This is a genomic window from Kitasatospora azatica KCTC 9699, from assembly GCF_000744785.1.
Lineage (GTDB): Bacteria > Actinomycetota > Actinomycetes > Streptomycetales > Streptomycetaceae > Kitasatospora > Kitasatospora azatica.
The window spans coordinates 577,060-592,757 of the sequence record NZ_JQMO01000003.1; the positions used below are offsets into that span (position 1 = coordinate 577,060).

The following is a 15,698-nucleotide window of genomic DNA, read 5'->3' on the forward strand; positions in this document are numbered from 1 at the left end:
GGCTACCCGGCCCGTAACCGCTCGACCGCAGGCCGGGGGTGGGGCCGGTGGGGCCGTCCTACCTTCCCGGCCCCACCGGCATCGGAACAGCGGCCACCCTGCTGCCCATTCGGCCCGCGCCGATGCAGCCCGCCACCGGCGACCACCCGCCGAGCGGGCAGCAGCCCGGTCCCGTCCCCGCGCTGCACTGCCCACCCGCCCTGCGTGACGACCCGGTCCTCGCCGAGGAGGTCAACACCGACCCCCGGGTTCGGCGCGCCGTGAAGCTGGCGGCCGGCGCCAGCACCCTGGTCAACGACCTCTACTCGATGGCCCGCCAACCCAGCGGCACCGAGCTGGGGTTCGACCTCCCGCAGCTGATCGCCCAGGAGGAGAAGTGCTCGCTGCGCGAGGCAGCGGACCGCACGGTCGAAATCCACGACGAGCTGGTGCGCACCTTCGAGATCGAGGCGGCCCTGCTCAGCCTCACCGGTTCCCCGCAGTTGTGGCGCTTCCTGATGGGCCTGTGGGCCTGGCTCGGCGGCAACCGCGAATGGCACGCCGGCAGCCCCCGCTACAACAGCGGCTGAAATACGCCCTCGGCTGTTAACGGGCCCGGGTCGCGCGGTTCTCGCGCGGCCCGGGCCCGTTCTCGTCCGGCGCCGGGCCGGGGAGGCGCACGCCTCCCCGGCCCGCTCTGGGGTCAGTTGTAGATGCCCCAGGAAAGCCCTCCGTAGTTGTCGATGATCTCGGTCCGGACTCGGTGACCCGGGCCGTCGTAGATCCACGGCGACTGCGAACCGCTGTAGGAGTCGTACCGGATCTGGCCGTTGTCCCAGACCAGGAACTGGCAGTGGCCGTTGGTCCTGGTCGGGTCGATGGCCTGGAAGTCGTGGTACAGGCCGTCGGAGTAGAGCCGCGGCTCGATCTTCTGGATGGCGTCGCAGTTCGGGGTGGTGGGCATCTGGAAGTCGCCCTCGACCGCGAAGGCCGGCGTGGACATGGTCAGGGCGAGCGCGGCGCCCGCGCCGAGGACGACGACGGTGGTCCGCAGCGAAGTACGGCGAAACAGCATGGTGTGGTTCCCCCGGTTATCGGTACCCGGCACACGCGTCGGCGGACGGCTCCGCCGGGGTACGGCCGGACGGAGCGATGGTTGCAGCGGCGGATCGCGGTCGCAAGGACTGAGCCGGTTTTCCGCCACTCTCCGACCACCCGCGCCCAACTCGCCGCGCCGACCCACCGCCTGACCACTACTCGCCGAGCGCCGTACCGTCGTGCGACCGTCAGGGCCCCGAGTGTCGGTCCTCGCCGGTAGGTTCTGATCGTCCACCAGCTGCCCGAGGGAGAATCAGGTTCCTTCCATGCCCGCAGAGCCACCGGCTTCCACTGCCCACCGCGACGCCGCCGACTGCCTTGGCGTCGCGGACGCCGCCCTCCAGCTCGCCACTCTGTGGGAGTTGGAGGCGCTGGCGGTGGCCCGTCCAGCGCAGCGGCAGCCCGTGGTGGATGCGGTCTGCAGCTTCCTGCGTACACCGGCCAACCCTGCGGACACCGACGTACGAGGCGAAGCCCTGCGGATGCTTGCCCGGCACCTGCGTCACACATCCACGGGCGAGGGCGAGTTCTGGGACGGCATGAGTGTCGACCTGTCCGGTGCCACGCTGGTCGATGCCGACTTCAGCGGTTGCCGGCTGACGGTGGGACGGTTCGCGGACACCCGCTTCCAGGGCGAGGTCTCGTTCGCGGCCGCCCGGTTCGAGGAGGCGTTGTTCTGGCGCGCGCTCTTCCAGGGCGACGCCGGCTTCACCGGCGTGCGGATCGACGGGAGCGCGGCCTTCGGGCGGACCCGATTCCACGGGGCCGCCGACTTCGACCAGGCCAGGTTCGGCGGGATCGCCTGGTTCGGACGCGGTGAGGAATGCCTGGACGACGACGACCCGCTCTGGGAGACCGTCGAACAGGCCGGATCGGTCTCGCTACCCTGGGACGAGCTGAACGAGACCGACCCGAGCTGGCCGAGCCACGTGCTGGTCGAGGACTACCAGGAGTGGACCGAAGGCGGCGACGGCGCCCGGTTCAACGGGCGGGCGTCGTTCCAGGGCGCTCGATTCGACGGGCCCGCCTGGTTCTGGAAGGCCCGGTTCGGCGGCGTCGTGACGTTCAGGAACGCCAGGTTCAACGACTGCGTCGGCCTCGACCAGCCCACTGTCGACCTCACCGGCGCGCAGGCCGCCCGCCCCCTCGATGACGACGACGCCCAGGACTGGCCGTTCGGCTGGACCCGAGGCCTCGAGCGCGAAGGACTGATGCCGCTCGTCGCCGACGAGTCCGTCCGGCCCTACGCGCGCCAACTGGCCGACAGCAGCCCCCAGGTCCGGCTCTCCGGCCTGCGCATCCTGGCCGACCTCGGCGATGCGACCCCGGCGCTCAGACGGCCCATAACGGACGCCCTCTGTGGGTACCTCCGAATACCCCTGTCCTTCGATCTCAGCACCGGACCGGCCACCCGTACCACCGCCCAGACCGAGGAACTGGACGTACGGCGCGTCGCCCAGCAACTCCTCACCGAGCGCCTGCGTCCGCGTCCGCGTCCGGCGGAGGGGACCGCACCGGTGCCGGCAGCCGGCCCGCAGTTCTGGGATCAAGCCTGGCTCCGACTCTCCGGGGCCACCCTGATCGACTTCGACCTCACCGACTGCCGGCTCGCCATCGGCGACTTCTCGGGAACGCAGTTCCACGGAGTCACGTCATTCGCCCGGACGTCGTTCAGCGAGAGCACACACTTCTGTCTGCCGGGCGGCGGCGGCTCCGCCTCCTTCCACGGTCCCGTCACCTTCGCCGGCGCCCGCCTCCCCAGCGGAACGCCCCGCCTCCGCTGCTGCGACCCGCACGCCAGGATGACCGACGGCACGTGACGGGACGGCCCGCGCGGCCCCCTTGATCCCTTCGGTTCCGTACCTGTTCAATCAGCGGATGCTCGAGACCGATGCCGACCCGGACGCCTGGGCCGTGCTCTCCGATGACCTGCACCCCTGCGAGCAGGTGGCTGCGGCGTGGTTGCTCGGTCTGGGCTTCAACCGGGCCGCTCCGGCGGAGGTCCTGGTCAGCCTCTTCGACACCGGGAGGACGGCCTCCTCGCCGCAGTTCCTGCACCGCGCCGACCTCCCGACCGGTGTCCTGGACGCGGCGGTCGTCCACCCCTCGAAGAACGTCCGTGGCAGAGCCGCAGAATCAGGGAGGCTCTCGGCCGAACAGTGGAGCCGGCTCCTCGCCGCCACCACGGAGCCGCACTTCCGCTATGCCCTGGCGGAGCTGGCAGCGGACCAGGCCGGGTATCGGGGGGCCGGAGCACGGATCGGTGTCGAGCGTCCGCCGGACTCCGAGTCCCGACCGCCTGCGAGCCCGGCCGAGATCGCGGCGATTCCGACGGCCGTCATGCACCGCCTGATCGCACTGACCGCTCTTGACTAGGCTGCGGGCATGACGCGGATCAGGGTGAAGCCGTCGTAGCCCTTCGAGCCGACGGTCTGGATGGCGGTGGCCTCGACCTGGGGGTTGGCGGCGATCAGCTCGTGCAGCCGGCGGATGCCGAGGACGGACGGGTCGGTGCTGTCGGGGTCGGCGACGGCGCCGCTGCGGATGACGTTGTCGACGATGATCAGCGAGCCGGGGTGGGTCAGGCGCAGCGACCACTCGAAGTACTCGGGGATGCTGGGCTTGTCGGCGTCGATGAAGACCAGGTCGAAGGGCTCGGCGCCGTCGTCCACCAGCTCGGCGAGGCTGTCGGCGGCCCGGCCGGTGCGGACCTCGGCGACCTTCTCCAGGCCGGCCTCGTGAAGGTTGGCACGGGCGACGGCGGCGTGTGCCGGGGAGAGCTCCAGCGAGATCAGGCGTCCGTCGGCGGGCAGCGCGCGGCCCATCCAGATGGCGCTGTAGCCGCCGAGTGAGCCGACCTCCAGGATCCGGCGGGCGCCGATGCCGAGGGCCAGCAGGTTGAGCAGCTTGCCCTGGGTGGGCGAGACGGCGATCTGCGGCAGCCCGGCCTTCTCGCTGGTCTGCAGCGCGGCGGTCAGCGCCGCGTCCTCACCGACCAGCACACCGTTCAGGTACTCGTCCACCGCGGTCCACTGCTGCTGCGTCATCAGAAACCTCCGCTGTCTCACCGGTTGTACCGGGGACGATCCTACGGGGCTGACGGTCACTCACCGGCGGAGACGGCGTCCCTTTCCGCCTGGTCCTGCTCGACGGCGCCCTCGGCCTGGTGCGCAGCCCGGGTGCGGGCCGCGCGGCGCTTGAGCACCACGGCCGAGCCGAGGCCGGCCAGGGCGGCCAGCACCAGGGCGATGTAGGAGAAGCTCTGCAGGTACTTCTCCACCGCCTTGCCGACGTAGTAGACGGCGACCGTGGTGCCGCCGGCCCAGGCCACGCCGCCGAGCACGTTGGCGATCAGGAACTTCCAGTACGGCATCCGCAGCGCACCGGCCAGCGGGCCGGCGAAGATGCGCAGCAGCGCGATGAACCGGCCGAAGAAGACGGCCCACATGCCCCACTTCTGGAAGGAGCGCTCGGCGGTGGCCAGGTGGTCGGGGCCGAAGTGGCGCGGGAACCTGCGGCCGAGCTTCTCGAAGAGTGGCTTGCCGCCCCTGCGGCCGATCGAGTAGCCGATCGAGTCGCCGATGATCGCCCCGGCGATCGCGCAGACCGCGACCAGCACCGGGTTGACCGTCCCCTTGGAGGCCAGCACTCCGGCGGTGACCAGCGCGATCTCGCCGGGCAACGGGATACCGAGGCTTTCCACGCCGATGATCAGGGCGACCAGGGCGTAGACCGCGCCGGGCGGCACACTCTGGATCCACTCGTCGATGTGCAAGGCCGGTTCCTCCAGAACGCGGGACGGCGAGGCCGCGCGGGGCCGCGGCGTCAGGGCAGCCTAACCGAATCCCCAGACGGCAACCGAAGCCCGCGTGCCGCACCGGCGCTGCGGTCAGCTCCCGGCCGCGATCTCGGCCTGCGGGAGGCTGCGTGCGCTGGGGCGGGTGTGCGCCGACCTCGCCCCAGCGCCGGTGCTGCTACTCGCGCAGGAACGTTTCGGTGAAGCTGGTGCCGCTGGAGCCGAGCGCGCTGGTGCGGGCCTCGTAGGCGCCGTTCGAGGGGTCGAGCGCGACCGGGCCGTGGGATCCGAGGGACGTGCCGTTGATGGTGGCGGAAGTGAAGTTCAGCGTGCCGAAGTTGGGGTAGGCCCCGGTCGGCGACTCGATGATGACCTCGGCGCTGGCCCGTCGCGCAGAGGAGAGCGACTTGGTGGTGCTGAAGGTCCAACCTCGCGAGGAGTCGGTCAGCTTCAGGGTGTACCTGCTGCTCCCGGCGTAGGTCACCGAGGCGCTGATGACGTCGCCGGCCGAGACCGGGTACGAGCCGAGGCTCAGGTAGACCGGGTTCGCCGGGTACATCTCGTACCAGGCCTGGTGCACGGGGCTGCCGCTGGAGCAGTCGGTCGCCACCCCGGTCTGCTCCACGGTGGACGAGCCGTACCCGTCGATGCCGACCCAGGGGGCGTAGAGGTCGTTGGTGGAGTTGCAGGTCGCGTTCGCCTCGGTCCAGGTCGCCGAGACGGAGGTGAAGCCGCTGCCGGTCGCGGCGTAGCCACCCCAGTTGTAGCCGTTGGTGTTGTACTGCAGCGGGCGGAACGACATTCCCTGCGCGGCCGCCGCGGTGGTGGGCGCGGCGGGGACGGCGAGGGTGGTTGCTGCTGCCGCGAGGGTGGCGACGCGTATCAGGAACTTGCGCATGCTGGCTCCTCTGTGGGGGACGATCAGGATGCTCATGCGCCGCCCAGGCCGTGGGGGTGGCTGACAGGGGCGGCAGTACAGGATCGCCGACTGTCATGAGCTGGGCAAGACCCCCCACAGCATTGGATGCCGAGTGAACTGTCGTGTCAGGCCAGAGGCTTGACGACCGACGGGCACCACCCGACGGGGCGCTCCCAACTCGAGGCGTCCGTCACCCCGTCGCCTCCGCCGACGACACCCTCAAGGGCCGACGCGACCAGAGGATGACGCCTGCCACTGTTCGCCCGGGCGACATGCGCTGTGCAACAGACGGATCCGTCCCGGCCCACCGACGACCCAACAATCCGGTGGTGTGATTGGGCTAGCCCAATTGCCGGGCCGTGTGCCCGCCCCTCCGCCAGAAGGACGCCCTGTCATGAGACGCTCCGCGCTCCCGCCGCACACACCACGGACAGCCCGCAGCTCGCACCTCGTCCCGTCCGCCGCTCGCCGGACGGCGGCGCCCGTCGCCGTCGCCGTGACCCTGGCCGCGCTCCTCGGCCCGGTCCTCGCCGGCGCCCCGCAGCTCGCCTCGGCCGCCACCCAGAGCGCGAATCTGCTGCTCAACGGCAGCGCCGAGACCTCGCAGTGCAGTCCGGGCGGCTGGGAGGAGACGACCGTGCCCGGCTGGAAGCTCGCCTCGGGCGATCCGGTGATCAACTGCTACGGCGTACCGACCGGGGCCTCGACCAGCACGCCCGGCTCGCCGACCAAGGGCACCGCCTACTTCCAGGGCGGCTCGCGCGGCTCCTCCGAGATGACCCAGGTCACCGACGTCTCCACGGCCGCCACCGCGATCGACGCGGGCGGGGTGCACGCCACCGTCTCCGGCTGGCTCGGCGGTGTCGGCAGCTACGACGACGCGGCGGCGGTGACCGTCACCTACCGCGACGCGTCCGGCGCCTCGCTCGGCACCTCCTCGATCGCCCCGGTGCTGGCCGCCGCCCGCGGCAACACGACCGAGTTCCTGCAGCGGAGCACCACCACCGCAGTGCCCGCCGGGACCCGTTCCATCGTCACCGCCGTCGACTTCACCATGACCGGCACGCAGAACGACGGCATGGCCGACGACCTGTCACTGACCCTGGACACGCCGGTCACCGCCGCGACGCTCACCGTGCCGGCCTCCAGCGTCCCGGCCTACGACCACGTCTTCGTGGTCATGATGGAGAACAACAACCTCTCCGCCACCTCCAACACGGTGGACGGCGGGGCCGGGATCATCGGCAACTCGGCCGCGCCCTACATCAACAACAGCCTGCTGCCGATGGGTTCGCTGCTGACCGACTACCACGCCGGCACCCACAACTCGGACCCGAACTACGAGCAGATCGCCTTCGGCAACTCCTACGGCCGCAGCAACCAGGCGGTCGGCGGCGGCAACGCCAACTGCATCACCAGCCCGGCCTGCACCGCGACCAACAACGGCCTGGGCGACAACCTGGACGCGATCGGCAAGAGCTGGAAGCAGTACACCCAGACCCAGACCAGCAACTGCCAGACCACCAGCAGCGGCGAGTACGCCCCGGACGACGTGCCGTTCTACTACGCGCCCAGGATGAAGAACGACAACGCCTACTGCCAGGCGCACTGGCAGCCGCTGCCGCAGCTGCTCAACACCGACCTCGCGTCCACCGCCACCACCCCGAACTTCGCCTGGTTCGACGCCGACTCCTGCTACGACATGGAGGACTGCGGCATCGGCGCCGGCGACACCTGGCTCAGCCAGACCCTGCCCACGCTCTTCAACTCCCCGGCCTGGACCCAGCAGAAGTCCCTGCTGATCCTGACCACCGACGAGGACGGCGCCGGCTCGCCGGGCGGCTGGGGCCCCGGGCAGACCAACCAGGTGATGACCCTGGCGATCGGCTCGCGGGGCACGGTGAAGGCGGGTTACCAGGACGCCAACCGCTACGACCACTACAGCACCGCCCGGGTGATCGAGGGCGCGCTCGGCCTGACTGCCACCATGACCAACAACGACAAGTGGGCCACCCCCTACAACGAGGTCTTCACCGGCACGCAGGGCGGCGGGAACACCGTCACGGTCACCAACCCCGGACCGCAGAGCGCGACCGTCGGCACGGCCACCTCGCTCCAGCTGACCGCGACCGACTCCGCCTCGGGCCAGAGCCTCAGCTACGGCGCGACCGGCCTGCCGACCGGACTGACCGTCAGCGGCTCCGGACTGATCTCCGGTACGCCGACCACGGCCGGCACCTTCAGCGTGACCGCCACCGCCACGGACACCACCGGGGCCGGCGGGTCGGCCTCCTTCAGCTACACGGTGGCCGGCGGTTCCGGCTCGACCTTCACCCTGCCCATCGCCAACCCCGGCGCGGAGAGCGGCAGCTGCGGCTCAGGCAGCGGTGGCCATGCGGCCCAGGGCTGGACCGCGACGGTCAACCAGCCGCAGCAGGTCTGCTACGGCTCGCCGACCTACCCGACCACCGCCCAGGGACCGCAGGCCCCGGCCACGCCCGGCAACGCCTTCTTCGACGGCGGCCCCTACGCGTCCAGCCAGATGACGCAGACGGTGAGCGTCCAGAGCCAGTCCGCGCAGATCGCCACCGGCACCCTGCCGTACAAGCTCTCGGGCTGGATCGGCGGCTACAGCTCGCAGGGCGACAACGCCGGGGTGGTGGCGACCTTCCTCGACTCCTCGGGGGCCTCGCTCGGGACGGTGACGCTCGCTCCGGTCACGGCCGCCCGGCGCAACAACCAGACCGTGCTGCTCCTTGAGCAGGCCGGCGGTACGGTCCCGCTGGGCACGGCGTCGGTGCGGTTCGCCGTCACCTTCAACCGCCAGGCCGGAACGGACGACGACGGCTACCTCGACGACCTGGCGATGACCTTCGGCGGCTGACCAGGGTCTGTCTTCCGGGTCTTGCCGGACCGGCGGCCCGGTGGCGTGCTGCGCCACCGGGCCGCTCGGCTACGCTCGCGGGTGTGAGCAGCCTCCCGGCCGGACCGGTGCCCTCCCCGACCCCGTTGGCAGCGGTCCGCGCGGGGGTCCCCGAGCACGGCGAGTCGCCCAAGTACTTCCAGATCAAGCAGAAGATCGATGCGGTCCTCGACGAGCTGGGCCCCGGTGCGCCGCTCCCGACCGAGCGGCAGTTCGCCGAGCGTTTCGGCGTCTCCCGGATGACGGTCCGGCAGGCCATCCGGGAGCTGCGGCTGGAGGGACGGGTCCAGCGCAGCGGCCGGTCCTCGGTGGCCGGGCAGCCGAAACTGGTGCAGTCGCTGACCCTGGCGAGCTACACGGAGGGCGTGCGCCGCCAGGGACGGCTCCCCGGGCGGCAACTCATCACCTTCGAGCGGCTCGCGGCCGGCAGCGCGCTCGCGGCGGGTCTGCGGATCGAGGCGGGTGCGCCGGTGTTCCACCTGGAACGGCTGCTGCTCGCCGATGAGGAGCGGGTGGGGCTCGAGAGCACCTACCTGTCGGCGACCCGCTTCCCTTCCCTGATGGACGAGTTCGACCCGGCGACCTCGCTCTACGCCCATCTGCGGGCCAGCGGTGTCGTCTTCGCCGACGCTGACGAGCGGATCGAGACGGTCCTCGCCTCGCCCCGCGAGGTGCAGCTGATCGGCACCAGCCCGGCGCTGCCGATGCTGCTGCTGAACCGGGTGACCCGCGACCGCCGGGGCCGCCCGGTGGAGTGCGTCCGCTCCCTCTACCGAGGTGACCGCTTCAGCTTCACCGCGCACCTGACCCCCGACGAGGCCTGAGCGGGCGTCCGCGCAGCTCGGCCGCGTCCGCGTCCTGCCGGTGTCCTACACCCGGCGGCCGTTGCGGGTGGGCAAAAATCGAGAGCGGCCGGACCGCATCCGCTCGGCGGTCTATCGTACGGACATGCCGCGCTGTCGGCTGCGGCCGCTCACGAAGGAGTCCCGTGTCCTCGCCCTGTGACCCCGAAAACGCTCCCGCCGGCGACGTCGGCGCAGCACTCCTGGCTATCGACTCCCGACTCAAAGCGCTCTACGACGGCAGGACCGAGTCCGGCCCCGAACAGCAGCAGATGGTCGATCAGTTCGCCGCATCCATGGGCCCTACCGGATTCGACGAGCTGCTGGACGGCGCCTGCACGCTCATCTTCATGTTCATGAGCTGGCTGCGGGCGGCCTGCGAGAGCCGCGACAAGGACGTCATCGAGCACGCGGTGCCCACCCTGGTGGCCACGATGCGCATGATGCCCAGGACCTTCCGTCCCGAGGTCATCCCCACCATGGCCGGCCTGCTCATCGCCGCCGGCACCGGACTGAGCCCCAACCTGTGGCGCGCCCAGTACGGACCCTGGACCAGCACCGAGATGAATCCGCTGGAAGCCACCGCCGTCCTGCTCGCCGACCACATCAATCGGCTTGCCGGTGACGACCACGATTTCGCCACCCGCCTGATCACCGAGGCCCTGTCCAGCGCGGAATAGGCGGCTAACCGTTCTCAAGAACAGCTCATCCAGGGCTTACGTGGACCGTACCGATCACCGCGCATCATGGAGCTGAAGGCCGCCCCGCAGGCCAGGACCAGGGCGGTTTCCGTCAGCTTTTCGACACGAACCACTAGTGGGGATGTCATGAGCGGGAATCAGGAATCCGGGACCCCGGTCCCCTCCGGCGGCTCAGGCAGCTCAGGCAGCTCAGGCAACGGCGCTCACGTCGGTCCGCCCAGCGGTTGGGGCCCACCGCCGATGCCCCCGTACCCGCCAGGCCCGACGCCTCCCGGCTACGGTCCCGCTCCGGTGCCGCCTCGCCGCCGCCGGGCTCGCTGGTACCTGGTGCCGCTGGCGGTGGTGGCCGTGGCTGCAGGGATCGGCGTCGGCCGCGCGTTCTGGCAGCCACAGTCGCCTCCGGCACCGTCCAACCCCGCCGCACCGTTCGTCCCGTCCAGCGGCGGCGGCGTCACCGGAGCCACGGATGTGTCCGCCAAGGTCGATCCGACGCTGGTGATCATCAACACCACCCTCGGCTACCAGGGCACCGGCGCCGCCGGCACCGGGATCGTGCTCAGCTCGAACGGTGAGATCCTCACGAACAACCACGTGATCGAGGGCGCCACATCGGTCTCCGCGACCGACATCGGGAACGGCCGCACCTACACGGCGACCGTGGTCGGCTACGACCAGGCCCGCGACCTGGCGGTCCTGCAACTGAAGAACGCCTCCGGACTGGCGACCGCCAAGCTGGGCGACTCCTCGAAGGTGGCGGTCGGCGACGCGGTGACCGCGATCGGCAACGCCGGCGGGACCGGCACCCCGACCACGGCCACCGGCAACGTGACTGCCCTAGACCAGTCCGTCACCGCGAGCGACCCCGGCACCGGCACGTCCGAGCGGCTCACCGGGATGATCGAAGTGGACGCAGACGTGCAGGCCGGCGACTCGGGCGGCTCACTGGTCGACGCCACCGGCGCCGTGATCGGCATCGACACAGCCGGAGCCGACACCAGCGTGAGCGGGCCGCAGCAGGCAACCTCGCAGGGGTTCGCGATCCCGATCAACACGGCGCTGCCGGTGGCCCGTCAGATCATGGCGGGCCAGGCCGGCACGGACGTCCACATCGGGCCGACCGCCTTCCTCGGGGTGGAGGTCGCGACGACCTCGGGCACCGACTCCGGCACGGGCGCACCGGTCGCGGGCGTGATCACCGGCTCGCCGGCCGCACAGGCGGGGCTCGCCGAGGGCGACGAGATCACCGCCGTCGACGGCCAGGCGGTCGACACCCCGGCGGCGCTCACCACGATCATGGCGAGTCACAGCGTCGGCTCCCGGGTGACCGTCCAGTGGACCGACGCCGCCGGCGCATCGCACAGCGCCACCGTCACCCTGATCAGCGGACCCGCCGGCTGAGCCCCGGACAGCCGCGTTCACCTCGGTTCGCCGCCGGAGCGCTCCGCGCGCAGCATCGAGAAGATGACCTGATCGTGCCACCGCACTGCGCGGAGCGCAGCACGCCCTCCCTGACGAAGCCCGCCTTCTCCAACGCTCGCTGCTCGGCGAGGTTGGCGCAGTCCGTCCAGGCCTGGAGCCGTTCGGCCCTGGTGTGGTCGCACACCCCGAGACGGCCGCGATCAAGCTCCCGCCGAGGATTGACCGACCGTCATCATCCGGGCTGACCGTCCGTCACTGACGGTGGGCGGGCGGGCACGCAGAACCGGAACCTGGCTTCCTGTGAGTCAGCTGTCAATTCCCTGGGAGAATCCTGTCCACTTCCCGCCATTGTCATGTTCTGCCCATGACATGTACAGCTCCGCGCCCCTACGGTGAGCAGCGCTCCGGCTGATGTCGCGTCAACCGGGGCGACCCCCACTTTTCGCTCTCCGTACCGGGCCGCCGGCACAAGCGGTGCGGCACGGCATGCCGGCCGCCCCCAGCAGTCGGCGACCCCCACAAGGAGCTCATCCATGCGTTCCCGTATAGCGATCGGCATCGCCAGCACCCTGGCGCTGTCGTCCTGCCTCACCCTGGCCGGCACCGCCACCGCGGCGACCCCCGACGCGCGGCCGGCCGGGCACCACGTGCACCACAAGCACTTCGCCACCGGCCTCGACCTGAACGCGCTCAAGGCCCACCACGCGCTGCGCCCCGCCGCGGCCACCGCCCAGGACCTGAACACGATCGCGCCGTTCGCCCGCTCCGGCGCGGCGCCGGCCAGCGCGGACCTGACCCAGTACGCACTCTCCCCCGGCGACCAGGGCCAGGTCGGCTCCTGCGTCACCTGGGCGACCGGCTACACCGGCTACGGCATCCTGATGAACGAGCAGGGCATCAGCGGCGCGCCGATGGCTCCCATGTACATCTACTCACAGATCGCCCAGGGCAACGACAACGGCACCTACGCCAGCGTCGCGCTGCCGATGGAGCAGCAGCAGGGCATCGACACCCAGTCCGACTACTGGCAGGGCACCACCGACTACACCACCCAGCCGGACGCCAACGAGACCGCGAACGCGGCCAACTACAAGCTCTCGGGCTTCGTGGCGCTGCCCACCAGCGGCAGCGCGGCCCGCACCGCGATCGAGAACGCCATCTCCCGGGGCGAGCCGGTGCCGATCGGCTTCACGGTCCAGCAGAGCTTCATGGACCTCAACTCCCAGACCGCGTCGGACTACAGCTACATGCCCGGCGACACCAGCAGCGACCCGGTCGTGGGCGGCCACGAGATCACCATCGTGGCGTACAACGACCAGGGCGTGACGATCGAGAACAGCTGGGGCACCGGCAACTGGGGCAACGGCGGCTTCGCCAACCTCCCGTGGAGCTTCTTCGACGCGGGCGTGGTCGACGAGGCCCACGCGATGGGCAAGCTCGCCTGACACACCGTTCGACCAGGTGCCCGTCCGCCAGGACGGCCACCCGGTCCGCGCCGTGCAGCGTCTCGGGCCGGCCCGAGGCGCTGCACGGCCGGGAAGCCCAGTCGATGGTGCAACGTTCGCGCCGACCGGGGCGGTCGTCCGAAGGTCACTGCGTTCAGCGGGCGCCGCGCGGCTTGACCAGTCGGACTTCCTCGACGCCGAGCAGGCCGACCAGCGGCACCCGCGCCCGCTGCTGCTCCGGGTCGACCACCAGGCCGGCGCCGCGCACCTGGTCGAGCAGCAGTTCGGCGAGCGGCATCACCATGTGCCGGCCCCAGCAGCGCTCGGAGGAGTGGCCGAAGGGCAGGTAGCCGGGGGCGGTCTCGGGGTCGAGGGAGTCCCAGCGCTCAGGCCGGAACTCCTCGGGGTCCTCCCACAGGGCCGGGTTGCGGTGCGAGAGCAGCGGCAGCAGCAGGACGTCGTCGCCGGGGCCGATCCGCCGGTCGATCTCGGGGTACTCGGGGGAGGCGTAGCGCAGGATGTTCCAGGAGGGGGGCAGCAGCCGCAGCGACTCGTGGATGATGTCGCGGTTCGGCGTGCTGCCGTCGAACGGCGCACCGAGCCAGAGCGCATTCGCGACCAGCGTGGAGACGGTGAAGCAGACCGGGGCGGCGGCCCGCCGGTACATGCCCATCGCATAGCGCCGGTCCTGATAGGTCTTGGCATCGGCCAGCATCCCGGCTGTGCCGGTCAGGTCGTCCCCCGGTTTCGGCCGACCGGGCAGTGCGGCGCCCGCCACGATCACCGACCAGGTGAGTTTGGGCGTCAGTTCGAGGTTACGGCTCATCAGCATCCGCAGCCGATACGGGTCCTTGCCGAGGATGAGGTCCCGCAGGAACATGTGGCCGGTGATCGGCCACGGCCCGGCGAGGTCGACCTCGGCCGGCAGCGGCCGCTTGAGCGCCTCGCGCACGTCCCCGCCGATGGTCCGCATCACCGAGGAGGCCTCGTTGCGGGAGATCGACCGCCCGTGCAGCGGCTTGAACGTGGGCCGCTCGGTCTCGGTGGCCCGGCGGGCGGCGAGGATCCGGTCGGCGACCTCGGGTCCGGCGACCCCGATGGTGTCGGACTCCAGACGGAAGACGTCCTGGCCCAGGTGGTCCCGCAGCAGGGCGGCGAGCCGCGGCGCGAACACGGTGGTCCGAGCACGCGGACCGGCAGAAATCGGCATGTCGGGTCTCCGAGGTCTTTCCGAGGTCTTTGGGGGGAGATTTCCGGGGGCTTCGAGAATGGCCCGGGGAATCGTCCCCGTCCGAAGGACGGGGACGGCCCCGAGGGTTTAGTACCAGTGGTACCAGGCGTGAGCCTTCAGGCTCTGCTGGCCACGAACGGCATCGCGGATCGCAAAGAGGACCTTCATCTGTGCACCCCTTTCGTATTTCTCGGTGAATTCGACCATTCAGCGCTGATGGGTTGAGTGAAGCCCATGCACCGGGTGCCGTCAATGGCCGTGCCGGTGCTATTGGCCGGACAACTCACAGGTGTCCGAAAAGGCGCGAAGGAAGATCCGTTTTCGGCAGTTCTCACCGTTCACTGAACCCGGAACCACCTCCGGTACGTTGCACAGCTGCTCGGCGAGGCCACCCCGCACAGCGACTCATGTAGGCATCCGCCCCTTGACCCACGGTCAGCGTTCGAACACGGTAGGGTGATCGAAATTCCGTGGGGAGGACGCGAATGGTGCACAACGAGTGGGCTCAGCCGGGCGAGGACGAGATGGTTGAGCCCCCGCCGATCGACACCACCGTCGCGCACTCCGCCCGGATGTACGACTACTGGCTCGGCGGCATGACCAACTTCGCCGCCGACCGCCGACTCGGCGCCGCCGTCGAGGAGTTGATACCCACCATCCGCACCATGGCCTGGGAGAACCGGCGTTTCCTCGGCCGGGCCGTCCGGCACCTGATCCAGGCGCACGGGATCAGCCAGTTCCTGGACGTCGGCACCGGCATCCCCACCAAGGGCAACACCCACGAGGTCGCCCAACTCGCCAACCCGGCCGCCCGGGTGCTGTACGTCGACAACGACCCGATCGTGCTGGCGCACGCCAACGCCCTGCTGAGCAGCACCGCGGTCGGCCGCACCGCCTACATCCACGCCGACCTGCGCGAGCCCCGGTCGATCCTGGACCACCCCGCACTGCGCGAGACCCTCGACCTGGAACAGCCGGTCGGGCTGATGCTGCTGGGCGTGCTGATGCTGGTCGCCGACGCGGACGAGCCGTGGCTGCACGTCGCCGAGTTGCTCGACGCCCTGCCGCCCGGCAGCTGCGTCGCGGTCAGCCACGTCACCGCGGACTTCGACCCTCGGGCGGTGGGCGCGGTGGTCAACGCCGAGGACGAGGGCCGGATCACCCTGGTCCCCCGTACCAAGGCCGAGGTGGGGCGCTTCCTGGCCGACTGGGAGCTGCTGGAGCCGGGCATCGTCCCGGTGATGGCCTGGCGGCCCGACGGCGAGCCGCCCGCCGACCCGCAGGCCGCGTACTACTGGGCCGCCGTGGCACGCAAGCCGTTCTGATCGGGTGCGCTTCGCCTGCC

15 protein-coding genes are annotated in these 15,698 nt (G+C 70.8%); 9 read left to right on the forward strand and 6 right to left on the reverse strand.

Annotated elements, in window-relative coordinates; all coding sequences use genetic code 11:
• Positions 1–47 precede the first annotated feature (47 nt).
• Complete coding sequence (locus BR98_RS36305) at positions 48–569, forward strand: terpene synthase family protein (protein WP_051969739.1); 522 nt, start codon at positions 48–50, stop codon at positions 567–569.
• A gap of 113 nt (positions 570–682) precedes the next feature.
• Here the strand turns inward: BR98_RS36305 and BR98_RS13705 are convergent, their stop codons facing one another.
• Positions 683–1,054 (reverse strand): hypothetical protein, encoded by a 372-nt coding sequence (locus BR98_RS13705; RefSeq protein ID WP_035844750.1) that lies wholly within the window; start codon positions 1,052–1,054, stop codon positions 683–685.
• A 289-nt stretch (positions 1,055–1,343) separates the two neighbouring features.
• On the opposite strand from BR98_RS13705, the gene BR98_RS13710 reads away from it, so the two are divergent.
• Positions 1,344–2,897: a pentapeptide repeat-containing protein gene (locus BR98_RS13710; RefSeq protein WP_035844752.1), complete on the forward strand. Its 1,554-nt coding sequence runs from the start codon at positions 1,344–1,346 to the stop codon at positions 2,895–2,897.
• Positions 2,898–2,955: 58 nt separating this feature from the next.
• A complete protein-coding gene (locus BR98_RS13715; RefSeq protein WP_035844754.1) occupies positions 2,956–3,453 on the forward strand; it encodes a hypothetical protein in 498 nt (165 codons plus the stop codon).
• Here the strand turns inward: BR98_RS13715 and BR98_RS13720 are convergent.
• The 3 genes from BR98_RS13720 to BR98_RS13730 form a co-directional block, all read right to left on the reverse strand.
• Positions 3,450–4,124, reverse strand: a complete 675-nt coding sequence (locus tag BR98_RS13720) for an O-methyltransferase (RefSeq protein ID WP_035844756.1) — start codon at positions 4,122–4,124, stop codon at positions 3,450–3,452. The two genes, BR98_RS13715 and BR98_RS13720, sit on opposite strands and share 4 nt — an antisense overlap.
• A 56-nt stretch (positions 4,125–4,180) precedes the next feature.
• Positions 4,181–4,852 (reverse strand): DedA family protein, encoded by a 672-nt coding sequence (locus BR98_RS13725; protein WP_035844758.1) that lies wholly within the window; start codon positions 4,850–4,852, stop codon positions 4,181–4,183.
• 199 nt (positions 4,853–5,051) lie between these two features.
• The gene (locus tag BR98_RS13730) at positions 5,052–5,771 is read right to left on the reverse strand and encodes a G1 family glutamic endopeptidase (RefSeq protein ID WP_035844760.1); all 720 of its coding nucleotides are present in this window, start codon (positions 5,769–5,771) and stop codon (positions 5,052–5,054) included.
• A gap of 415 nt (positions 5,772–6,186) precedes the next feature.
• On the opposite strand from BR98_RS13730, the gene BR98_RS13735 reads away from it, so the two are divergent.
• From BR98_RS13735 to BR98_RS13755, 5 genes are all read left to right on the forward strand, one after another.
• On the forward strand, positions 6,187–8,676 hold the full coding sequence (locus BR98_RS13735) for an alkaline phosphatase family protein (RefSeq protein WP_157537745.1): 2,490 nt from the start codon (positions 6,187–6,189) through the stop codon (positions 8,674–8,676).
• Between the two features lie 83 nt (positions 8,677–8,759).
• On the forward strand, positions 8,760–9,539 hold the full coding sequence (locus BR98_RS13740) for a GntR family transcriptional regulator (RefSeq protein WP_232247408.1): 780 nt from the start codon (positions 8,760–8,762) through the stop codon (positions 9,537–9,539).
• 164 nt (positions 9,540–9,703) lie between these two features.
• Complete coding sequence (locus tag BR98_RS13745; RefSeq protein ID WP_035844766.1) at positions 9,704–10,237, forward strand: hypothetical protein; 534 nt, start codon at positions 9,704–9,706, stop codon at positions 10,235–10,237.
• A 312-nt stretch (positions 10,238–10,549) separates the two neighbouring features.
• Positions 10,550–11,656, forward strand: a complete 1,107-nt coding sequence (locus tag BR98_RS13750; RefSeq protein ID WP_198042220.1) for a S1C family serine protease — start codon at positions 10,550–10,552, stop codon at positions 11,654–11,656.
• A 554-nt stretch (positions 11,657–12,210) separates the two neighbouring features.
• Positions 12,211–13,122: a C1 family peptidase gene (locus tag BR98_RS13755; protein WP_035844770.1), complete on the forward strand. Its 912-nt coding sequence runs from the start codon at positions 12,211–12,213 to the stop codon at positions 13,120–13,122.
• Positions 13,123–13,276: 154 nt separating this feature from the next.
• Here the strand turns inward: BR98_RS13755 and BR98_RS13760 are convergent, their stop codons facing one another.
• Positions 13,277–14,332: a cytochrome P450 gene (locus tag BR98_RS13760; RefSeq protein WP_035844772.1), complete on the reverse strand. Its 1,056-nt coding sequence runs from the start codon at positions 14,330–14,332 to the stop codon at positions 13,277–13,279.
• Positions 14,333–14,440: 108 nt separating this feature from the next.
• Entirely contained in the window at positions 14,441–14,560 is a 120-nt protein-coding gene (locus tag BR98_RS42555; RefSeq protein WP_407639448.1) for a tryptorubin family RiPP precursor, read from the reverse strand.
• Between the two features lie 278 nt (positions 14,561–14,838).
• Between BR98_RS42555 and BR98_RS13765 the strand changes: the two genes are divergently transcribed.
• Positions 14,839–15,678, forward strand: a complete 840-nt coding sequence (locus tag BR98_RS13765; protein WP_083976555.1) for an SAM-dependent methyltransferase — start codon at positions 14,839–14,841, stop codon at positions 15,676–15,678.
• Positions 15,679–15,698: the final 20 nt, after the last annotated feature.